Source organism: Citrobacter sp. UYEF32, from assembly GCF_040546205.1.
Taxonomy (GTDB): Bacteria; Pseudomonadota; Gammaproteobacteria; order Enterobacterales; family Enterobacteriaceae; genus Phytobacter; species Phytobacter diazotrophicus.
The window spans coordinates 444,532-465,980 of the sequence record NZ_JBEPNI010000003.1 but is presented as its reverse complement, the minus strand read 5'-3'; the positions used below and the strand labels follow the sequence as shown (position 1 = coordinate 465,980).

Here is a 21,449-nt window from a genome sequence, read left to right as displayed (position 1 = left end):
GATCAATCACGATAAATTTACCAGGGAGAAAATGCCCCGCCGGATCCGGCGAGGCAGCGATCATTACGCGCGTTTTGCAGAACGGCGTGACAGGCGGAAAGCAGCAAACAGGAAGAGGATCCACACCGGCAGCAGAATAGCAGACAGGCGCATGCCGTCCATGGTGCACATCAGGATGAGGATCATCAGCATAAAGGCGATGCACAGATAATTGCCGAAGGGATAGAGCAGCGCCTTAAACTGGGGATCGCGCCCTTTACGGCGCATCGCGGCGCGGAATTTCAGGTGCGCCAGCGAAATCATGATCCAGTTCAACAGCAGCGTCGCCACCACCAGCGCCATCAACAGCCCAAACGCCTCTTTTGGCAGGATGTAGTTAACCAGCACCACCAGCGACGTGATCGCCCCGGAGAGGAACAGTGAGTTCACCGGCACGCCGCGACGGCTGACGCGGGTCAGGAACGCCGGCGCATTTCCCTGTACCGACAAACCAAACAGCATACGGCTGTTAGAATACACACCGCTGTTATAGACCGACAGTGAGGCCACCAGGATGACAAAATTCAGCGCCGATGCCACGAGGTTGCTGTTCAGGTTATGGAAGATCATCACAAACGGGCTGCTATCCGCTTTGATATCAACCCACGGATAAAGCGCCAGCAGAACCACCAGGGAACCGATATAAAAGAGCAGAATGCGATAGACCACCTGGTTGACCGCTTTCGGGATAGTGGTGTGCGGCTCGCTGGCTTCTGCCGCCGTGATCCCAATCAGTTCCAGACCGCCAAAAGAGAACATAATTACCGCAAGGGAGAGGATCAGGCCGTTCCAGCCGGTGGCGAAGAAGCCGCCGTGAGACCAGAGGTTGTCAAAGCTGGCTTTTTCTCCGCCGTGGCCGCCGAACAGCATCCACAGGCCAAAGCCGATCATGCCAATGATCGCCAGCACTTTGATAAGAGCAAACCAGAACTCGGTTTCGCCATACAGACGCACGTTAACCAGGTTGACCGCATTAATAATGATGAAAAAGGCGGCAGCCCAGATCCAGGTGGGGACATCGGGAAACCAGTACTGCATATAGATGCCGGCGGCGGTCAGTTCCGCCATGCCCACCAGCACAAACATCGCCCAGTAGTTCCAGCCGGATAAGAAGCCTGCAAAAGGTCCCCAGTATTTAAAGGCAAAATGGGCAAATGAACCTGACACCGGCTCCTCAACCACCATCTCACCAAGCTGGCGCATAATTAAGAAAGCAATGATGCCCGCGACGCCATAGCCCAGCAGCACGGCGGGCCCCGCCATCTGAATTGCCGGACCGATGCCCAGGAACAGCCCGGTACCGATAGCGCCCCCCAGGGCGATTAATTGAATATGGCGGTTTTTCAGTCCTCGTTGCAGCGTCGGCCCCGATTCCGACGCGGTATCTGCTGAATGCTCAGACACCCTTGACGCGTTTTTCACGTCTTTCCCCTTTTCGTGTTTTCGTAAAGCCGCACCTTTTAACATTTACGGCACGGCGTAGCAAGAAAGTCAGGGCCGCCAAAAAGGCGTCGTGAGCAGGCACGCAATATCGCCTGCCATGGAGACGTACGGGATAATAACCCGGTCTGCGATCGGATTTCTCCCTCTCCCCCCGGGAGAGGGTTGGGGTGAGGGGAATATACGGCTCAGGTGGTGGGTTCCGTTCAACTTACGTTCATGGCGAAATGGACCTCCCGAACACGTGAACGGGTAAAGGGGAACACCGCGTTCCCCTTTACAATCCCCGCGGCCCCGCAAAAAATCGGTGCTTCGCACTGCGTTCGCCTCCCGCCCCGCTGCCTGCGGTCGGTTTGACTCGACGTCCTGTCTCGACAAACCTCAGTCCGCCATCCCTGGCGGCCTGCCCTTGTCATCGGGTCTTCGTCTCACCGATTTCAGCGGGGACTCAACCCCCTCGCTGCACGCTCTGCGCCAGGGGGGCACATAGATGTCGCTGTGGTTGTCATGCGGGAAAACGAGTCAGCTGTGACTTAAGTGGTTGAAGACGTTTATAGTATCTGCCTAAATGACTTGAGAAGCCCCCCGGCAAAAAACCGCGTATTTACGACAGAAGAAAACCAAAAAAAACGCATCACGCGTTATGCTTGAATATCGGGACATCAGATAGCAAAGTGGGTCGGCAAGCGCCGTGTCATGCCGCTGTCAGGTTACTGTCGGGTGTATGTCGTGTCGCTATTTTCCCTTTTGGGCGACGCTGTCATCCTGCTTACCACGGAGACATTCTGATGAGTACCAATCGAGTGAAAGAGTTTCGCCTTGCCCGTGCCTGGTCACAGGAACAACTGGCGGAAATGGCTGCATTAAGCGTGCGCACCATACAGCGCATTGAAAACCAGGAGCAACCAAGCCTGGAAACGCTCAGCGCCCTGGCTGCCGTTTTTGAAGTGAGCGTTAGCGAACTGTCCGGCAGCACACAAAGCGAAGGCGATGAAGCGCTGGATCAGCGCATTACGGAAGCCAGAAAGCAACTGGAAGAAGAGAGCCGCCTGTACCGCTCGATATTAACCGCGGTGGTGGTCTGCGTTTTACTTTATATCCTCAATCGCACCACCTCGCCAGAGAGCGTCTGGTCGCTCTGGGTGGCTGCCATCTGGGGCGCATTACTGGTGGTGCGTGGGCTGCGTGTTTTTGTCTTTGGCAATCTGATTAGCGGGTGGCAGAAAAAAAGGCTGCAAAAGCTACTGCGCAAGTAATGAGATAAGCGCGCTACTGCCAGTGCGTAGCGCCTTGCCCGGACCTTACAGGCGCTTGATAAAACAGACCGCCTCAGCCCTGCCAATATAGACACCGTAATTGTCGGTAACGGTGTAGCCATGCTTTTCATAAAACGCCACGGCCTTGTGGTTGACGCGCCGCGTTTCGAGGGTAACTTCGCGATAGCCAAGCGTCCTTGCCGCCTCTTCCAGAAAGCACAGTATTGCGCTGCCCACCCCCGCTTCGCTCCCCGTGGAATACATCCTTTTCAGTTCCGCCGTTTCCTGGGTTAACGGGCGAATAGCGCCACAGCCTATCGCAACACCCTGCGCGTTTCGGGCCAGCGCCCATACTGAACGCGCGGATTGCAGGTCATCCATGTTAAAAGATCGCTTGCCGCTGCTGCCGGTGATGCGCGCAAGCACGGCAGAGAGTTTTTCAATAAGCGCCTGCGAGTCTGCCGATAGCGGATCGGCTCTTTCTACCTGGATCATTCTTCCCTCTTACGGCTGATACAGAGCGCCCGATCGGCCCTTTGCCCTGTAAGGAAGAGGAGAAAACGCTAACGCTGCATTCCCCAGCGCTTAATCGTTACCTTCTCCAGAGTGGCAAACACCACCCCCTCCACCAGCAGGCCAATCGCAATCACCGTCACCAGCCCGGCGAATACCCTGTCAGTAAACAATTCATTGCGGTTCTGGAAGATATACCACCCCAGCCCGCCCTGGCCGCTTGAAGCGCCAAACACCAGCTCAGCGGCGATCAGTGTACGCCAGGCAAACGCCCAGCCGATCTTTAACCCGGCGAGGATCGACGGTAGCGACGCCGGGATCAAAATGGTTAAAACATAACGTGGCCCACTCAGCCCATAATTACGCCCGGCCATGCGCAGCGTTTCCGGCACGCCACTGAACCCTGACCAGGTATTAAGCGCAATCGGCCACATCACTGAATGTACCAGCACAAACACCAGGCTGACATTCCCCAGCCCGAACCACAACAGCGCCAGCGGCAGCAGCGCAATAGCGGGTAATGGGTTAAGCATCGCCGTTAGCGTGCTCAGCAGGTCACGGCCAAACTGCGTGGTCACTGCCAGCGCGCTCGCCAACAGGGCCAGCACGCTGCCAATCAAATAGCCCTTTAGTAACGTGCTAAACGAGTTGACGATCTTCTCCGGCAACTCGCCGTTACGCATATCCTCTGCCAGAGCATGCATTGTCTGCACCACGCCTGGCAACATCAAATCGTTTTGCGCCACCCGCGCGGCCAGTTCCCATAACGCCAGTACCAAAAGTAGAATCAACGATTTGCGCAGCCATGTCTGATTCCATAAGCGCTGGCCCAGCGGTAGCGGCGTCTCAACCGGGAGATCGCGCAGCGGCGCAAGCTCACGCTCAAACTCAGGACGAATGTAAGGTGGCTGCGACATAGGCACGCTCCTGTTTCTGTTCGGGCCGCGGGTCGTTCGCCGTGGTCGGGAATAACAAATCGTGAATATGACGGGCGGCATGTTGAAACGCTTCGCTACCGTAGTCATTCAGGGAATATTGATGGCAATTGAGTTCAGCACGTACCCGGCCAGGGTGCGGCGATAGCACCAGAATTCGGCTTCCCACCACCAGCGCTTCCTCAATAGAGTGCGTCACAAACAGCAGCGTAAAGCGTTCTTCCTCCCACAGGGCGAGCAACTCCTCTTGCATCGTGCGACGTGTCAGGGCATCCAGTGCGGCAAAGGGTTCATCCATCAGCAGAATACGCGGTTTCATCGCCAGCGCCCGGGCAATCGCCACCCGCTGCTTCATGCCCCCCGAGAGCATATGCGGCATCACATCGGCAAAGTCCGCCAGCCCCACCTTGCTCAGGAAATGCAGCGCCGTGTCACGGGCTTCCGGGCGAGTAGCCTTGCGACTTGCCAGCAACGGGAACATCACGTTCTCCAGCACCGTCTTCCAGGGCGGCAACTGGTCAAACTCCTGGAAAACCATCATCCGCTCCGGACCAGGGGCGCGAATACGTTGTCCTTCCAGCAACATTTCCCCGCCGCGCGGCGCAAGAAAACCACCAGCCGCTTTTAGCAGGCTGGATTTTCCGCACCCGGATGGTCCGAGCAAAATAAAGCGATCGCCTGGCCAGACATCAAAGCTGACATCATGGGTAGCCCGCACCTGGCGTTCACGGGTGCGGTATTCAATATCCACATTTCTGACCTGCAGCAGTGGTCCGTCGGACGTTGTCTGTGCCATCGTTGCCTCCGCCATGCGGCTTAACTGCCTGGGTTTTCCCACGCTTCGTTGAAGAAATAGTCTTTCCAGGAGTCGGCTTTGTTTTTCAACACGCCCAGCTCATGAAGTTTTTCGGCGTATACACCCGTACGTTCAGGCGAGACGGTAAAGCTGATTTCCGGGTCATTAACAATTTTTTGTACCAGCGCCAGCGGCAGGCGAGATTTCTCTACCCGAATATAGGTTTCTGCGGCTGCATTTTTATCGGCATTAATAATTTTTGCCGCTTCGACCAGCGCACGATAAAACGCTTTATAGGTTTTTGGATTCTCATCATGGAATTTTTGCGTGGTGTACAACACGTTAAATGTCGCCTGTCCGCCAAGCACATCATAAGAGCTGAGAATTTTATGTACGTTGCTGTGTTCCAGCGCCTGATACTGGAATGGCGGGCTGGAGAAATGAGTTGTAATTTCCGAGCCACCGGCAATTAATGCGGCACTGGCATCCGGGTGTGGCAAGCTGACGCTTATATTATCGAAACGTTTGAAATCGGCGTTGCCATATAATTTGGCGGTTTCAATTTGCAAGGTTCGCGACTGGAATCCCACCCCTGCTGCGGGTACTGCGATACGGTCTTTATCGCTAAGATCTTTTATGGTTTTCACCGCCGGATTATTGCTGAGCAGGTAGTTAGGCATCGATCCTAATGAGGCAATCGCCTTCACATTTTGTTTGTCTTTGGTGCGATCCCACAGGGTCAGAAGCGGTGGAACCCCGGCAGATGCCACATCCAGCGCGCCGGAAAGTAGCGCTTCATTCATGCCTGTCGCCCCGGAAATGGTGCGCCAGTCAACCTCAATATCGAGCCCCTCTTTTTTCCCCTCTTTTTCGATAAGCTGTTGGTCACGCACCACATCAAGAATCAAATAACCAATACCAAACTGCTGTGCAATGCTGATTTTTCCTTCTGCCAGCGCCGATGCGCTAATACCGCTCAGCGCGACGGTCAACATTGCGCTGGCGATCATTTTCATTTTATTCATGTCCTTTCCCCGGAGGTTTCATAAGTCATATCCGGAAAATGATTGGCTGGCGGGGCATTAAAAAGGAAATGATTTTATTCGCAATGCTTAGCTAAAAATTCACAATAGAGATTTGCGGTGTTTTATGGAGATGAATAGTTAAAAAGTGGCAAAGCTAAGTTATTTTTGATGGTTATGTAAAAAAAGCATCCTCGCTATAGTCAAAATACACTCAATAACCCTGCTTGCGGTAAGATTAATTATGCCCGTATTAACCCACCAGCAATTGCGCACACTACTGGAACAGCATCTCGTGCGTGTAAATACCCCACCAGACATTGCCCGCCAGGTCGCTGACAACCTCGTCGACGCCTCGCTAAAAGGTCACGATTCACACGGCGTTACCCTGCTTCCACGCTATATCAGCGCCATTCTGGCGGGCGATTTACAACCGTCGGCGCAGTTGCGGCTGATTCGCGATGCTGGCCCCCTGCTCTCTTTTCATGGCGGCTACGGTTTTGGCCAGGTTCTCGGCAGGCAGGCGATGGCGGCGGGTATTGAACGCGCGCAGCAATATGGCGTCGCGCTGGTAAGCCTTGCAGATTCACACCATCTGGGGCGTATCGGCGCCTGGGCCGAACAGGTCGCCGCGGAGGGGCTGGTGTCGATCCATTTTGCTAATGTCGCCGCGCCGTCTGCGGTATTACCGTTTGAGGGACGCAACCCGCGCCTTGGCACCAATCCCTTCTGCGTGGGCGTGCCGGTCAGCGGGCGAGCGCCGGTGATTCTGGACTTCGCCACCAGCGCCATCGCCGGGAATAAAGCGCGCATTGCCTGGAATGAGGGGCGCGCCATTCCGCCAGGCTGTGCGGTGGATGCAGACGGTAATCCCACCACCGATCCGCGCTGGCTAATGGAGGAGCCATATGGCGCGCTGCTGGCCTTCGGCGGGCATAAGGGCGCAGGGCTGTCGCTGATTTGCAGCCTGTTGGGGGCCGCGCTAACCGGCGGCGAGACCGAGAGCCATCAGATCCCGCCACGCAAGGGCATCATCAATAATATGCTTTCTATTATTTTCGATCCTGCCCGGCTGGGCGCGGGCGAGAATTATGTTAAGGAGGTGATGGCTCAACTGGACTGGATGAAGCACGACCAGCAGGGGCACGATGTTCTGCTTCCCGGCGAACCGGAAGCCCGCGCCAGGCAACAGCGGCTGGAGAACGGAATCTACGTTGACGAGGTGAGCTGGAAACAGTTTGAGGCGCTGGGGCTGTAGGTTTTCCCGCAAAGGGACCTTTTCCCCTCACCCTAACCCTCTCCCCAGGTGCTAGGAAGCCGCTTTTCCCCCTCTCCCTAACCCTCTCCCCAAAGAGGAGAGGGGACCGATCGTGCTCGCATTTTTGTGGGGATTCCTCACCCCTTGAGGGAGGGGGAACAGCCGCAGACCCCTCCCCGCCACTTTTTTGAAAGTTGCACAAAATTTGGGGTTGATAACAAAGATGATAAAGATTATCTTTCTCATCACCGAGTAGTTGAGTAAATCGCTCAGGTATTCGGTACGACATTGCTCACATTGCTTCCAGTATTATTTGCCCGCACGTCACGTGCGGGCTTTTTTTTTGCCTCTGGCAAAGTGGCTGTGATTTGCCTTTAGGAACAATAATCTACCGTAATAATCATCTGTAATCCGCTGCAATGAAACCGTCACAATCAGGCTTTATCCTCAGATTATTCTTATCAAGGAAAACAGCAGGATCATGGATATACCTCTTTCATCGCGGCAGCTTACTGCGGGCGTGTTACGTATTGCCGTTCCGCACGTAACCCCCGAAGCAAATAATGTGCAGGTCATGTCGATGTTCTCCGAACATAAGTCACTGATTGGCTTACCCGTTCTTGAACAGAATCGCCCTATTGGCATGATTAACCGCCACATTTTTCTTTCGCAGATGAGCCGTCCGTTTTTCCATGAACTGTATGACCAGAAAAGCTGCATCGCGTTTATGGATAAAACGCCGCTCATTGTCGAGGCTGACGCAGGCCTGGATTACCTGGCCGAGCGCGTCATCGAAACGGGCGATAAAGCGATTACCGAGGGGTTTATCCTGACCGAAGATAACCAATACATCGGTATTGGCCTCGGTCTTGATCTGATTCGCACGGTATCGGATTTGCAGGCGAAACAGCATAGGCAAATCATGCAAAGCATTGAATATGCGCGCATCATTCAGGAGTCCATGCTCAGCCGCTCACGGCAAAACATTGAGCAAACGCTGAATGACTGGTGTCTGTACTGGCACCCACGTGATTGTGTCGGCGGCGATATTTACGCCTTTCAGCGCTGCGAAAACGGCTGGCTTCTGGTGCTGGCCGACTGTACCGGGCACGGCGTTCCCGGTGCGTTTATGACCTTTATTTTTTCGTCTGCGCTCGAAAAAGCGCTGACTCAGGCGCAGGCCCACGAGCCAGATCGCCTGCTCGCGTCAATCAACCATTATATAAAACAGACGTTGAGCCAGAGTCATCCCACCGCAGATATGGGCCAGTCCAACGACGGTTGTGACGCCATCGCCGTGTTTGTCGATACGCAAAATGAGCAGCTCATTTGGTCTAACGCGCGTATGCATGCCTTTATGCTCGGCGCGGACGACGAAGAGGTCGTTAATCTTGACGGCGATCGCAAAGGTATCGGCTATTCAGATACGGCCAAAGATTATCAGTGGCGTCGTCATCAGCGTCCGTTACGTCGCGGCGATCAGTTGTTGATCGTAACCGATGGCGTAACCGACCAGATTGGCGGTCCGCGGGAAATAATGTTTGGTAAGAAGCGTATTCAGTCATTGTTATTGCAGCAACGTGCGCTGCCAATGTCGTCCATTTCCGAGGCGCTACTCCTGGCGCTGACGAGCTGGCAGGGCAAGCAATCCGCGCGTGATGACATGACCTGGTTTGGTTTCCGTTGGTGATAAATTAAATGAAAATAAGCGACCTGCAGGTCAAAGAAGCGGTTTTGCTCCCCCTTTTCACTCTTCAGCGGCAAAGCGCTGTCGAGCTTTTTTACACGGGCTATTTTTCCCAACAGCACATTGTGTCGATGGGTGACGTGATGCGCACGTGGCTGGATAAACATGAAGCCTCCTCAGCGACGCGTCGCAAATTATTCTCTGTCTTTATCGAGATGGGGCAAAACATCGTTCGCTATTCATCGGATGAACGCTTTCTGTGCACGGGCCAGGATGAATTGCGCTATGGTTCACTGTGTTTTCACACCGACCAGGCAAATTATTACCTCGAAACCGCAAATCTGGTTGGCCCGGAAGAATCCTCTTTGCTAAAAACAAACCTCGAAGTCCTGCGCACAATGACACAGGCGGAAATCCGCAATGCCTGGAAACAGGGATTACGCAGTGAAGCGCCTGCCACAAGCAAGGGCGCGAACATTGGTTTGTTGACCATGGCGCGGGATACCAGTGAGCCACTGGAGTATCGCATTCATCCACTGGCGGCCAGTCCGTTGTCCGCCTTTCACCTAAAGGCAACGTTTTGCCATGACTGATATGACATTAACCTCTTCCATTGAGCAGCCCGCAACCCAGGCCACACCGGAAGTGAATTTTGATTTTTCAGCACATCGTCTGGTGCTTAAAGGTGAAGCCTATCCTGAAAATGCCGCGGCGTTCTTTCGTCCGCTGTTGCAGGCCATTGAGAACTGGCTGCAAGACAAACCGGCCACCGATGAACCGGTTCGTCTGCATGTCGCACTGAGCTATTTCAATAGCTCCAGCACCAAGCTGTTATTTGAACTGTTCGAGTGTCTGAATGGCTTTGCGAAAGGCGGTATCGCCTGCGAACTGCACTGGTACTATGACGAGGAAGACGATATTTCCGAAGAGTTCGGTCAGGAGTTACGTATCGACTTCCCATCCCTGGCGGTCTTTCTTATCCCGGATCTTGACGCATGCTAGATATTAATGAGCTTTTCAAGGAGGAATATTCCGTACTCGAAGAGGCTCGCCTGGCAGCGGCAGACGCCACGCTGCCCGCAGACGCCTGTCGTGAAAAACTGTGGAGCGTGGCGAAGCATTATCAACGCCTGATCCGCGAATCCTACCGCGTGATCAGCCGCAGCGACCGTGCGGAACGTGAACTGAACCGTATGAATGAGCAACTGCAAAAACTGGCGGCCCAGCTTGAGTATGAGGCCACGCACGACCCGCTCACCGCCGTCTTTAACCGCAGCGCCATCATCAACCACATCAATAAATCCCTGACGCAGGCAAACGTCGCTCTGATCCTGCTGGATATTGATCACTTCAAACGCATCAATGATGAATATGGTCACCCCACGGGTGACAGGGTGATTTGCGCGCTGGTATCGCGCATTCGCCGCGCGCTGCCGGAAAGTGCGTCCATTGGTCGCGTCGGCGGTGAAGAGTTTACGATTTTACTGCCGGAAGCCCGCATTGAAGATGCGATGATCATTGCCAGTTACATTCACTCTTCCCTGAATGCATCGCCGCTGGATGTCTTACCGCAACAACTGGTGACCGCCAGTTTCGGTGTCAGCCTTGGCATGAAAAACAGTGACTTTGAAAACCTGTACAGCGCCGCCGACGCCGCGCTTTATACAGCGAAAAAGCGCGGGCGTAACCAGGTTGCGCTGCATGAGGACTTTTTTCGCCAGGCCCCCCCGGTCCAGGCGAACATCGCACTCGTCCGTTAGGGTAGCAGGGCATCCTGATATGCCGGTCGTCAGTCGCGTTATTCGATGACGACCAGCGGCTCGTCAAACTCAACCGGCTGACCACTTTCCGCCAGAATCGCCTTCACTACCCCTGCTTTGTCCGCTTCGATCTGGTTCATCATTTTCATCGCTTCAACAATGCACAGGGTATCGCCCACATTCACTTTTTGGCCGACTTCACAGAACGCTTTGGCATCCGGGCTCGGCGTGCGATAGAAGGTCCCGACCATTGGGGAACGCACGATGTGACCACTGATTTGTGCGGCAGCAGACTCTGCCGCCACTGTGGTTACGACTGGCGCAACCGCGTTTGACTGTGCTGGTTGCGGCATGACGGGGAGGGTATACGTATGCTGTGTCGCAGGGGTAGCGACCGCGCGACTGATACGCACCGACCCTTCGCCTTCGGAAATTTCCAGTTCGGAGATGCCTGACGCTTCGACCAGTTTGATCAGTTGCTTGATTTTCTCAATATCCATAGGGGTTCTCAGTGGTTCAGTGCCGGATGTCGCGCAAGTGTAACGACGTGAATATGCAGTGTATAGAAGAGGTTATTGCAAAGCGCAACGATAAACAGGATCTCCGGCGATCGAAGGGGAATAACGAAATGCGCAGGGTGAAGAAAAACAGCGGCGCTAAAAACGATTAAGCCCTGGCAGATGCCAGGGCCTGGTGTTTTAAATCGAGCAAATACTTCAAGTTTATTTACCCTCCCGGCGCTTATCTCCGGCACTCACTATCTATTGTGGCGTTAGCTCTGTCTGGGGGTGAAGCCATAGTAGTCTATCGGAAAATTCCTGGCAATAAGCAGATCATACCAGCTTTTCAGAATTATGACGGCGATCATAATTTCCTAAAGGTTCCAAAAAAACCCGCTAAATGGCCAAAAAAAAGCCAGCTCTCACGAGCTGGCCGCAACATGTCCAAAACCTTTTATCCAACAATGTCTTTCAATAGAGAAGACCATCATTACATACACAGAGAGCTTTGCATTCCTAATGCGCTTTAAGCGTAGACCGCAAAGTTAGCCCTGCCATAAAACAAGAAAATTCCTGGCAACACGATTAAAGCCATTGCTCTAAAAGCAATCCCTGCGCGCCAAAAACCGGGTCGCTATGAGGAAATGTCGCACTGGCAATCGCGGCTAACCTTTGCGCATCGGCTGCATCACGGCAGAGATCGAAATCCTGCCCTGGTGGATACGCGCCGACGACGGAAAAATCCGCGCTACTGCCGAGATTACAGTGCCCCGTCCCGGCAGGTAATACCACCACATCGCCCGCCCGCACGGTCAATTCTTTACCGCCCGGACCGCCCAACATCAACCTGGCTTCACCGCCGACAAAACCCAGCACCTCATGCGCCGTGCTGTGGTAGTGGTGGTAATCAAACACCCCGTCCACCCATTGCGGCGGCCAGCCATTTTTCGCAAACAACTGCTGCGCGTCCTGGGCTGTTGCCCGCCCCGGAATCACCTGACGATACAGCAACACGGGCAACACAGGATTATTGGGTACCCACTCTTTTGGCGAAAGCAAGAAAGCCCCGGTCACGGGAGCCGAAGCTGCCGCGGACTGCCCCTTTTCAGCCGCCTCAAGCAGCCAGGGGGTCGTCAGCGCAGCGCCAGAGAGCATCTTCATAAAACAGCGACGATTCATATCAGCCATAGCACCTCCTGCATGTTGATCCATCTCCTTAGCGTAGATGAAATCCCACCATTCCTTCGCCCTCTTGCGATATCTGTCGCTGCGGATCCCGGCGGCGATCATTTTTCTGCCAATGAAATTCCTGTAATTTCATCAAGATTACAAATAGGTTATCGATCGCCAGGGATCCGGCCATTAAAGGTAGGTCGTTGTGCAAGAAAATAAGAAGATGTCCGCGTCGCCTGACGCGAAACCCACATTGGGGCAGCTCTGGCTGGCCTGTTTTATGTTAGGAGTGACCGGGTTTGGCGGGGTGTTGCCGCTTATGCACCGGGCGCTGGTGGAAAAAAAGCGCTGGTTATCAGAACAACGCTTTGCCGAACTGCTGGGGCTGTGTCAGTTTCTGCCTGGCGGAAATGCCGTGAATTTGTGTGTCGCCACCGGGGTGGAATTCCATGGCATAAAAGGGGGATTTATCGCGCTGGTGGGGTTACTGACCGCACCGCTGCTGGTTATCGTCTGTCTTGGCAATATCTGGCTGCTCTGGCATGACAACCCGCTGGTCGCCTCGGTCTTCGCCGGTATATCCGCCGCTGCCGCGGGGCTTATCATTGCTACTGGCCTGAAAATCCTGCGCTCAATGCCGCGTGCGCTGACATCGTGGCTTATTCTTGGCGGGATCATTGTTGCGATTGCCCTTTTCCGCCTGCCGTTGCTGCCAGTCTTACTGGTCGCCGTGCCGCTGAGTATTATGCTGAGCTACCGGAAACACACATCATGACAACGCTGTTTTCCCTCGCCTTCATTTTTTTACAGCTCTCGTTTTTAGCCCTGGGCGGCGGTAATGCCATTATCCCTGAGTTGCAACGCCAGGTGGTCGACGTGCACCACTGGATGACCTCACGGGAGTTCAGCGAACTGTTCGCTCTCGCCCAGGCCGCGCCTGGCCCCAATATGATGATTACCTCACTGGTCGGCTGGCGTGTGGCGGGTATCGCCGGGCTGATGGTGTCGACCGTTTGCCAGTTCGTCCCCTCCTCACTGATCGTGGTGGCGTGCGTGACCTTATGGAATAAGAACACCGACGAGAAAATGAAACGCGTATTAAACCATGCGTTAATCCCGCTGACGGTCGGGCTGGTTATCTCCGGCGGGGCGCTGGTCGCCGGAGCGGTGATCCATAATTATCTGCAACTCGCCACGATCGCGGTCTGTATTGTTCTGTTTTTGAAAACCCGCCTTTCGCCGCTGATTTTACTGGCCGCAGGCGGAATCGTCGGACTAATAGCCGCCCTATACGGGCTATAACCTCATCTGCCACACCGCCACATCCAGACTGTCACTCCCCCTTTGCGAAGGGGGCGTGTAACCTGCACACTACCGCTTCTTTTTTCACCGAATTCGCCCTGACTTCCCCACACCGCCTTGCCCCACGACCACGCACCAATGTCGACATTTGCACCAATTTAGCCATCAAAAAACCTTATTTTGCCGTCAAAAACCGCGAAAAACTGCCTTTTAACGCCTGGCACAAAAATGGCATAGAGAAACAAACTTAACCAGTTAGTCAAAAAACAGGGGAGGCCTGGAATGAGCCAGTTGATCTATGCAGAGGAATCTGCGGTCGTACCGTTAAAACCGGCAACCGCCACCGCAAGGCCTGCCATCAGGGTAAACCAGGCCAACGTGATTTATCCGGCAGCCGACCAGCCGGTACATGCGCTCAAAGACATTAACCTGACCATTCGCCAGGGGGAGTTTGTCTCGTTTATCGGCCCTTCCGGCTGTGGCAAAACCACGTTATTGCGTGCCATTGCAGACCTCGAACCCATCACCTCCGGCGAAGTGCTGGTTAACGATATGTCGCCTTCGGAGGCACGCCAGGCGGGGGCCTACGGCTATGTCTTCCAGGCCCCGGTCCTGTTGCCATGGCGCACCGTGCTGGCCAACGTCAAACTGCCGCTGCAAATCCAGGGCGTGCCGCCGGAGCGCTGCGACGAAATCGCCCGCGAGCAGTTGGCACGCGTCGGGCTAAAAGGCTTTGAGAAAAAATATCCGTGGCAGCTTTCCGGCGGCATGCAACAGCGCGTCTCCATTGCCCGTGCGCTGGGTTTTGAACCCAAAATTCTGATGATGGACGAACCCTTTGGCGCGCTGGATGAACTGACGCGCGACAACCTCAACCAGCAGTTACAACAACTGTGGTTTAACGAACAGCGCACGATGGTCTTTGTGACCCACTCCATTTCCGAGGCCGTCTACCTGTCGACCAAAATTGTGGTGATGTCGCCGCGTCCGGGCAGGATTGTGAAGGTAATTGACTCCCCGCTTCCCGCCGGGCGCTCCCTTGCCATTCGCGATACCCCCGCGTTTTTACAGCTCGCCGCCGATGTGCGCGAAGCACTGGTGGAGGGACATCATGACCATTAGTCAGCGTCTGCATCTGCACGTTCTGCCCGTCGGCAGCGTATTGCTGGTGGCGTTGATCCTCTGGTACGTGCTGGCTTTCGCCCTGAATGCTTCCGGGGTGATCGACCGTGTACTGACCCCGCGCGGCCCCTGGACAAGCACAGACCTGATTGCAGCCTCCCTCAATGCCACCCGCCCGCTGCTGCCTGCGCCGCATCAGTTGGTTATTGATATCTGGAACAGCATCACCCAGTGGCCGCTCACTTCGCCGCGCAACCTATTACTGCATACCTGGGTGACCGCCAGCGCCGCGCTGACCGGTTTCGCCATGGGCGTGGTGTTAGGCGTACTGCTGGCGGTGTGCATTGTCCATTCACGGACGCTCGATAAAGCGCTGATGCCGTGGATTGTCGCCTCGCAAACCATTCCGGTACTGGCGATTGCCCCCATCGTGCTGATTATTCTCGGCAGTCTGGGGGTAACGGGTCTGCTCCCCAAAGCAACCATCGCCATGTACCTGTGCTTTTTTCCGGTCACCATCGCCACCGTGCAGGGGCTGCGTTCGCCGCAAAAAATGGAGATGGAACTGGTGCATACCTATGCCGCCAGACGGGTCGATATCTTCTGGATGGTGCGTCTGCCCTCCTCGTTGCCCTATCTCTTTCCGGCCTTTCGCGTCGCCATTGCCAGTGGTCTGGTCGGCACGATGGTGGCGGAGCTGCCCACCGGCGCACAGGCCGGGCTGGGGGCAAGGCTGCTCACCGGCTCCTATTACGGCAACACCATTCAGATCTGGTCTGCGCTGGTGATGGCCTCCCTGCTGGGCCTGGCATTAACCGGGCTGGTAACCCTGACCGAACGGCTGGTGATGCGCCAGCGTAAGGGGGCATGATGAAAAAAAATACAACGCCAGGCACCCTGCTATTAGTCAGCGCCTTCATTGTTGCCGTTCTGTCGCTGATTCAGTTAAGCGGAGACAGCGATGCCGCTTATGGGCTTCGTTTCCATGCGCTGTTGCTTGTTGTCTGTTCGCTGCTGGCCTGTTCACAGACGGCATTACGTAGCGTGCTGTTCGCCGCTGCGCTCGCAGGCAGCGCACTCTGGCTTGCGCTGTTGCCGTTTAATGGCCTGAGCACCCTCGCCCTGGCGCTGCTTGCCGCCGTCAGCGTACAGCGACTGGCGAGCGCCCCGGTCCCGCCTGCCGCCGTCGCCGCGCTGCTCGGCATCTGGCTGCTGTGGTTCTGGCAGATTCTGGTCACCGGCTTTGCCGTTCCGCAGGTCATCCTGCCTGCGCCACTGGATATTCTCACGGCGTTAGTCGACGGCGTCTCGCTGCTGGCGGGTGACCTGGTACAGACGGTCCTCAAATCGGTGCTGGTGGGATATCTGCTGGGTTGTGGTTTAGGCATTGGCGTGGCGCTGCTTATCGACCGCTTACCCTTCCTGCAACGCGGGCTGCTGCCGGTCGCCAGCCTGACCAGCACCGTACCGCTGGTTGGCGTCGCGCCTATCGCGGTGATGTGGTTTGGTTTCGACTGGCCGTCAAAAGCTGCCGTGGTCATTCTGGTGACCTTTTTTCCGGCGCTGGTCAGCACGCTTGCCGGGCTGAAAGCAAGCGGCAAGCTTGAGCAAGAGCTGATGTATTGCTACGCCGCAACGCCCCACCAGCAGTTGCGCATGCTGCGCCTGCCCGCCGCACTGCCTTTTATTTTTAGCGCCCTGAAAGTGAACGCCACCCTGGCGCTGATTACCGCCATCGTCGCCGAATATTTTGGCTCACCGACCGCCGGGCTTGGTTTTCGTATTTCCACAGAATCGGCGCGCATGCATATGCCCATCGTGTGGTCAGCGATTGTGGTGTCGTCGCTGGCCGGTTCGCTGATTTACACCTTGCTGGTCCGGCTCGATCGCCGCGTAAATTTCTGGCATCCCTCGATTCGCGGGATGGCAACGGAAAAGTAAAACAACATAAAAACATGATGATGCACACTAACCCGAGGAGTTATCCCATGATGAAACGTTCCGCTTTTCGCCGGGGGTTGTTGCTGGCGGCAATGTCTGTGGCTTTTACCTTTTCAGCACACGCAGCAGAGAAAGTCACGCTGCAGTTGAAATGGGTACCGCAGGCGCAATTCGCTGGCTACTACGTGGCGCAGGAAAAAGGGTTTTATAAAGAGGAAGGACTGGATGTCACGATCAAACCCGGCGGTACGGATATCTCCCCGGTTCAGGTGATTGCTGGCAAATCCGCAGATGTCATCGTCAACTGGCTGCCGGATGCGCTGGCCTCACGCGAGGCGGGCGTGCCGCTGGTGAACATTGCCCAGGTTTATGATCGTTCCGGGATGATGCTGACCTGTAAAAAATCGAGCGGCATTAAAACGCCTGCCGACTTCAAAGGTAAAACGCTGGGCGTCTGGTACGGCGGCAATGAGTACCCCTTCTTCAACTGGATGAGCAAACTGAACCTGAAACCGGGCAAAGACATTACCATCCTCAAACAGGGCTTTAACGTTGATCCACTGTTGCAGGATCAGGCAGCCTGTATCTCCACCATGAACTACAACGAATACTGGCAGTTGATCGACGCAGGATTGAAAGAAGCGGATCTGATCACCTTCCCGTATGAGGATCAGGGCGTTTCTACCCTCGAAGATGGCCTGTATGTGCTGGATTCCAGCCTGAAAGACCCGGCGTTCGTCGCCAAAATGGCGAAGTTCCTCAAAGCCTCGTTCAAAGGCTGGGATTATGCGGTGAAACACCCACAAGAGGCGGCGAAAATCGTGGTTGCTGAAGATGCGTCCGGCGCCGCCACCGAAGAGGTACAAACTCGCCAGATGGAGAACGTGGCGAAGCTCATCACTAACGCCAACACACCGAAAATCGGCTATCTCGACCCGGCGGCCTACCGTCGCACCATTGATGTTTTACTGCACAGCGGTGGCGATACCCCGGTAATCAAAAAAGATCCGGGTGACAGCGCGATGACCCATACCGTCTGGGATGCCGCGGCGAAGCTGAAATAACCCCTCCCCCGCCAGGGAGGGCGGATTTCACTGGAGCCTGTCATGAACGAAAGCCTGCTGAGCGGCATTGCGGTCTCGCTGGAGAAAGGGCGTATTCGCCAGGATAACGAGGCGATCATTATGCCCGCAGCCGAACGGGTCTTCGCCCGTTATGGATTTCGCGGCACCACCATGCAACAGATTGCCGATGCCGCCGACCTGCCCAAAGCCAATCTGCACTACTATTTTGGCAATAAACAAACCCTTTATTTGCGCGTGCTGGAGTGCATTCTGCACGACTGGCTGGCGCCGCTGGAGGGGATCTCTGCCAGCGCCGATCCCAAAACCGCGCTGGAAGAGTATGTCCGTAAAAAGATCGGCTTTAGTTTCGCCCGCCCTGAAGCCTCCCGCCTGTTCGCCAATGAGATCCTGCAAGGCGCGCAGGTGGTTCACCCGCTGCTAAAGACCCAACTTCGACAACTGGTCGCGGAAAAGGCCCGCATCCTGGATGGCTGGATTGCGCTCGGCAAGCTCTCTGCGATGGACACCACCCACTTCTTTTTTACCGTCTGGTCGATGACCCAAACCTATGCGGATTTTGATATTCAGATTGCCGCCGTGCTGGGAGAGGACTCACACAGCAAGACGGCACAGCAACGGGCGACAGAACATGTTTTGCGTTGCGTCTGGCGGATCTGCGGCCTCGAATGAATCCTGCCGCAAAATGCAGCAATCAGCGTCAAATAAGGTGCGAAATGCACCAAAAAACAGCAGTAAAAGTCCGGTTATTTTATTCATGTTTCTCTGGGTCCCTGAATTTACGCATCATGCAGCAAACTTGTCGTAAATGGCACGTAATTAGCATGGTTATTACGCGAAAACTTAACCATCTGGTCAGGATTTTAACACGGGGAGAGATAACCCCACTGACAATTCAGGAGAAGCATGATGAGCAACGATTCAGGTAGCCACGCCCAGGGGATCCAGGCCGCACGGCTTGCTCCCGACGCGTATGCCCGCGAGTTTGCGGACTGCGCGCCCCCGTTAACGGCCACCCAGGCGGTGATTGAAGCAGAACGCTGTTACTACTGCTTTGACGCCCCCTGCTCCCGGGCCTGCCCGGCGGATATTGATGTGCCGAGCTTTATCCAGCGCATCGCCCAGAGCAACGATCGCGGTGCGGCAGAGGTCATTTTACGCGCCAATGTGTTAGGCGGGATCTGCAGCCGCGTCTGCCCTACCGAAACCTTGTGTGAACAGGCCTGCGTACGTAACGCTCAGGATGGTCGCCCACTTAATATTGGCCTGCTTCAGCGCCGCGCCACCGATCATTTTTTTGCTAACCCCGGTAAACCGTTGTTCGTTCGCGGGCCTGAAACTGGCAGGCGTGTTGCCGTGGTCGGCGCCGGTCCCGCCGGGCTTACCGTCGCTCATCATCTGGCGATAGCAGGCCACAGCGTGGATCTCTTTGATGCCCGCAGCAAAGCAGGCGGCCTGAATGAATACGGCCTTGCCAGCTACAAAGTGACCGACGATTTCGCCGCTCGCGAAGTAGCCTGGTTGCTCTCCATCGGCGGTATTACGCTGCACACGGGTCAAACACTGGGCGAAGATTTCAGCCTCGCGCAGTTACGGGCCAGCCACGATGCAGTATTTCTCGGCCTTGGGTTGGCGGGTGTTAACCAACTGGAAACCGGGGACGCAGAACCTGAAGGCGTTTGTGAAGCGGTAGATTTTATTGCCAGGTTGCGCCAGTGCGCGGATCTCAGCGAGCTCCCCGTTGGCCGCAAAGTGGTGGTGATTGGTGGCGGAATGACCGCCGTCGATGCCGCCGTTCAGGCGAAAAAGCTTGGCGCTCAGGAGGTCACGCTGGTCTATCGCCGTGGCGAAGCACAGATGAAAGCTTCAGAAAAAGAGCGCCAGTGGGCACAGCTTAATGGTGTAACGATACGCCTGTGGGCCGCCCCTCTGCGCTTCGAGCAGCACAATCGCCAACTGACCGGCGTGACGTTCAGCGTGGTGCGGCAAGGGGAAGTCAGCGATGAGACCTTCACGCTGGAAGCCGACATGGTGCTTAAAGCCATCGGTCAGACCTTCGACAGCACCCCTGTCGGGCAAGCCATCCAACTTAAACACGGGCGTATCGCCACCGACGAGTGCGGCCGCACCTCGCTGGCGGACGTCTGGGCCGGAGGTGACTGCTGTGCGGGCGGCCTTGACCTGACTGTCGATGCCGTACGCCAGGGCAAGCTCGCCGCCCGCTCTATCGCGCTGGCCCTCACTATCTCCGACGCCGCTAACGCCACCTCATTTCAGGAGCACTCTCATGGCTAGTCTGCATACCGATTTTCTGGGCATCAAAAGCCCCAATCCGTTCTGGCTGGCGTCTGCGCCGCCTACCGACAAAGAGTACAACGTGGAACGCGCCTTTCAGGCGGGCTGGGGCGGCGTGGTGTGGAAAACGCTCGGGCTGGATCCGCATGTGGTGAATGTCAGCGGGCCGCGCTACGGCACTCTACTCGGGACCGATCGGCGCGTTCTGGGGCTGAATAATATCGAGCTCATCACTGACCGTACGCTGGCCATCAACCTTGAAGAGATTACCCGCGTCAAAAAACGCTGGCCCGACCGGGCGGTAGTGGTGTCGATCATGGTGCCCTGCGAAGAAGAAGCGTGGAAAACCATTCTGCCGCAGGTAGAAGCCACGGGGGCAGACGGTATCGAGCTTAACTTCGGTTGCCCGCATGGCATGAGCGAGCGCGGGATGGGCGCGGCGGTCGGCCAGGTACCGGAATATATCGAAATGGTCACCCGCTGGTGCAAACAATATTGCAGCCTGCCGGTGATCGTCAAACTGACGCCGAATATCACCGATATTCGTTACCCGGCGAGAGCCGCGAAAGCGGGCGGCGCGGATGCCGTGTCGCTTATCAACACCATCAATTCGGTGATTGGCGTCGATCTCGACCAGATGTTGATGTCGCCGCATACCGGCAGCCAGGGTTCACACGGCGGCTATTGCGGCCCGGCGGTGAAGCCGATTGCGCTGAATATGGTCTCGGAAATTGGCCGCGACGCGCAAACCCGTGGACTGCCGATTTCCGGCATTGGCGGCATCTCCACCTGGCGCGATGCGGCGGAGTTTATCGCGCTGGGGTGCGCAACGGTGCAGGTCTGTACCGCCGCGATGGTTCATGGCTTCCAGATTGTGCGCGACATGATAAGCGGCCTTGAGAACTACATGGACCAGAAAGGATTCCGGACCCTCGAAGACTTTCGCGGCATGGCGCTGCCAAGCGTTACCGACTGGCGCTATCTCAATCTCAATCACGTAGATAAAGCGGTGATCGACCAGGCGTCGTGCATTAAGTGCGGGCGCTGTCATCTGGTGTGTGAGGACACGTCGCACCAGGCGATTTCCGCCACCACGGGTGACGAACGGCGTTTCGAAGTGCGCGAAGAGGATTGTGTCGGCTGCAACCTGTGTGCCTCGATTTGCCCGGTGGAGAACTGCATTTCACTGCGCAGTCTGCAACCCGGCGAAGTGGATAAGCGTACCGGCAAGGTGGTGACGGACCAGTATGCCAATTGGACGACGCACCCGAATAACCCGATGGCCGCCACGGCGTAGTTGACGGTGTGCGGCCTGCTCCCCCTCACCC

The 21,449-nt window shown here is 55.8% G+C and carries 22 protein-coding genes; 15 read left to right on the top strand and 7 right to left on the bottom strand.

The window, feature by feature from the left end; all coding sequences use genetic code 11:
• Positions 1 to 63: 63 nt before the first annotated feature.
• On the bottom strand, positions 64 to 1,461 hold the full coding sequence (pheP, locus tag ABIB59_RS10465; protein WP_041852233.1) for a phenylalanine transporter: 1,398 nt from the start codon (positions 1,459 to 1,461) through the stop codon (positions 64 to 66).
• Between the two features lie 806 nt (positions 1,462 to 2,267).
• Here pheP and ABIB59_RS10460 point away from each other — a divergent pair.
• Positions 2,268 to 2,735 (top strand): helix-turn-helix domain-containing protein, encoded by a 468-nt coding sequence (locus ABIB59_RS10460; RefSeq protein WP_041852234.1) that lies wholly within the window; start codon positions 2,268 to 2,270, stop codon positions 2,733 to 2,735.
• 45 nt (positions 2,736 to 2,780) lie between these two features.
• Here the strand turns inward: ABIB59_RS10460 and ABIB59_RS10455 are convergent, their stop codons facing one another.
• The 4 genes from ABIB59_RS10455 to ABIB59_RS10440 form a co-directional block, all read right to left on the bottom strand.
• Complete coding sequence (locus tag ABIB59_RS10455) at positions 2,781 to 3,230, bottom strand: GNAT family N-acetyltransferase (RefSeq protein ID WP_354035334.1); 450 nt, start codon at positions 3,228 to 3,230, stop codon at positions 2,781 to 2,783.
• Positions 3,231 to 3,298: 68 nt separating this feature from the next.
• Positions 3,299 to 4,165 (bottom strand): ABC transporter permease, encoded by an 867-nt coding sequence (locus tag ABIB59_RS10450; RefSeq protein WP_041852236.1) that lies wholly within the window; start codon positions 4,163 to 4,165, stop codon positions 3,299 to 3,301.
• A complete protein-coding gene (locus ABIB59_RS10445; RefSeq protein ID WP_041852276.1) occupies positions 4,137 to 4,979 on the bottom strand; it encodes an ABC transporter ATP-binding protein in 843 nt (280 codons plus the stop codon). Before ABIB59_RS10445 ends, ABIB59_RS10450 begins: the two co-directional genes overlap by 29 nt.
• 20 nt (positions 4,980 to 4,999) lie before the next feature.
• Positions 5,000 to 5,989, bottom strand: coding sequence for an ABC transporter substrate-binding protein (locus ABIB59_RS10440; RefSeq protein ID WP_172600714.1), 990 nt, complete (start codon positions 5,987 to 5,989; stop codon positions 5,000 to 5,002).
• 256 nt (positions 5,990 to 6,245) lie between these two features.
• On the opposite strand from ABIB59_RS10440, the gene ABIB59_RS10435 reads away from it, so the two are divergent.
• The 5 genes from ABIB59_RS10435 to ABIB59_RS10415 all read left to right on the top strand — a co-directional run bounded on the left by ABIB59_RS10435 (position 6,246) and on the right by ABIB59_RS10415 (position 10,706).
• Positions 6,246 to 7,259 carry a malate/lactate/ureidoglycolate dehydrogenase gene (locus tag ABIB59_RS10435; RefSeq protein ID WP_107222525.1) on the top strand — a complete coding sequence of 338 codons (1,014 nt, stop codon included), beginning with the start codon at positions 6,246 to 6,248 and terminating at the stop codon, positions 7,257 to 7,259.
• Positions 7,260 to 7,740: 481 nt separating this feature from the next.
• Positions 7,741 to 8,949: a SpoIIE family protein phosphatase gene (locus ABIB59_RS10430; RefSeq protein WP_354035331.1), complete on the top strand. Its 1,209-nt coding sequence runs from the start codon at positions 7,741 to 7,743 to the stop codon at positions 8,947 to 8,949.
• A gap of 8 nt (positions 8,950 to 8,957) precedes the next feature.
• Positions 8,958 to 9,539 carry a SiaB family protein kinase gene (locus ABIB59_RS10425; protein WP_041852240.1) on the top strand — a complete coding sequence of 194 codons (582 nt, stop codon included), beginning with the start codon at positions 8,958 to 8,960 and terminating at the stop codon, positions 9,537 to 9,539.
• A complete protein-coding gene (locus ABIB59_RS10420; RefSeq protein WP_071193932.1) occupies positions 9,532 to 9,948 on the top strand; it encodes a DUF1987 domain-containing protein in 417 nt (138 codons plus the stop codon). Before ABIB59_RS10425 ends, ABIB59_RS10420 begins: the two co-directional genes overlap by 8 nt.
• Entirely contained in the window at positions 9,942 to 10,706 is a 765-nt protein-coding gene (locus ABIB59_RS10415; protein ID WP_041852242.1) for a GGDEF domain-containing protein, read from the top strand. The genes ABIB59_RS10420 and ABIB59_RS10415 overlap by 7 nt, the downstream gene beginning before the upstream one ends.
• A gap of 38 nt (positions 10,707 to 10,744) precedes the next feature.
• On the opposite strand, the gene accB is transcribed toward ABIB59_RS10415, so the two are convergent.
• Entirely contained in the window at positions 10,745 to 11,206 is a 462-nt protein-coding gene (accB, locus tag ABIB59_RS10410; RefSeq protein ID WP_041852243.1) for an acetyl-CoA carboxylase biotin carboxyl carrier protein, read from the bottom strand.
• Positions 11,207 to 11,791: 585 nt separating this feature from the next.
• Complete coding sequence (locus ABIB59_RS10405; RefSeq protein ID WP_041852244.1) at positions 11,792 to 12,394, bottom strand: cupin domain-containing protein; 603 nt, start codon at positions 12,392 to 12,394, stop codon at positions 11,792 to 11,794.
• Between the two features lie 208 nt (positions 12,395 to 12,602).
• On the opposite strand from ABIB59_RS10405, the gene ABIB59_RS10400 reads away from it, so the two are divergent.
• From ABIB59_RS10400 to preA, 9 genes are all read left to right on the top strand, one after another.
• Positions 12,603 to 13,154, top strand: coding sequence for a chromate transporter (locus tag ABIB59_RS10400; RefSeq protein ID WP_041852245.1), 552 nt, complete (start codon positions 12,603 to 12,605; stop codon positions 13,152 to 13,154).
• Positions 13,151 to 13,681 carry a chromate transporter gene (locus tag ABIB59_RS10395; protein ID WP_169039746.1) on the top strand — a complete coding sequence of 177 codons (531 nt, stop codon included), beginning with the start codon at positions 13,151 to 13,153 and terminating at the stop codon, positions 13,679 to 13,681. Before ABIB59_RS10400 ends, ABIB59_RS10395 begins: the two co-directional genes overlap by 4 nt.
• A gap of 282 nt (positions 13,682 to 13,963) precedes the next feature.
• Positions 13,964 to 14,803 carry an ABC transporter ATP-binding protein gene (locus tag ABIB59_RS10390; RefSeq protein WP_071193935.1) on the top strand — a complete coding sequence of 280 codons (840 nt, stop codon included), beginning with the start codon at positions 13,964 to 13,966 and terminating at the stop codon, positions 14,801 to 14,803.
• The gene (locus ABIB59_RS10385; protein ID WP_354035327.1) at positions 14,793 to 15,674 is read left to right on the top strand and encodes an ABC transporter permease; all 882 of its coding nucleotides are present in this window, start codon (positions 14,793 to 14,795) and stop codon (positions 15,672 to 15,674) included. The genes ABIB59_RS10390 and ABIB59_RS10385 overlap by 11 nt, the downstream gene beginning before the upstream one ends.
• Positions 15,671 to 16,744 carry an ABC transporter permease gene (locus ABIB59_RS10380; protein WP_223878727.1) on the top strand — a complete coding sequence of 358 codons (1,074 nt, stop codon included), beginning with the start codon at positions 15,671 to 15,673 and terminating at the stop codon, positions 16,742 to 16,744. The genes ABIB59_RS10385 and ABIB59_RS10380 overlap by 4 nt, the downstream gene beginning before the upstream one ends.
• A 47-nt stretch (positions 16,745 to 16,791) precedes the next feature.
• Positions 16,792 to 17,808, top strand: a complete 1,017-nt coding sequence (locus ABIB59_RS10375; RefSeq protein WP_041852249.1) for an ABC transporter substrate-binding protein — start codon at positions 16,792 to 16,794, stop codon at positions 17,806 to 17,808.
• Between the two features lie 42 nt (positions 17,809 to 17,850).
• Entirely contained in the window at positions 17,851 to 18,498 is a 648-nt protein-coding gene (locus ABIB59_RS10370; protein ID WP_125125149.1) for a TetR family transcriptional regulator C-terminal domain-containing protein, read from the top strand.
• A gap of 234 nt (positions 18,499 to 18,732) precedes the next feature.
• Complete coding sequence (locus tag ABIB59_RS10365) at positions 18,733 to 20,121, top strand: NAD(P)-dependent oxidoreductase (protein ID WP_354035324.1); 1,389 nt, start codon at positions 18,733 to 18,735, stop codon at positions 20,119 to 20,121.
• On the top strand, positions 20,114 to 21,418 hold the full coding sequence (preA, locus tag ABIB59_RS10360) for an NAD-dependent dihydropyrimidine dehydrogenase subunit PreA (protein WP_317078126.1): 1,305 nt from the start codon (positions 20,114 to 20,116) through the stop codon (positions 21,416 to 21,418). The genes ABIB59_RS10365 and preA overlap by 8 nt, the downstream gene beginning before the upstream one ends.
• Positions 21,419 to 21,449 lie beyond the last annotated feature (31 nt).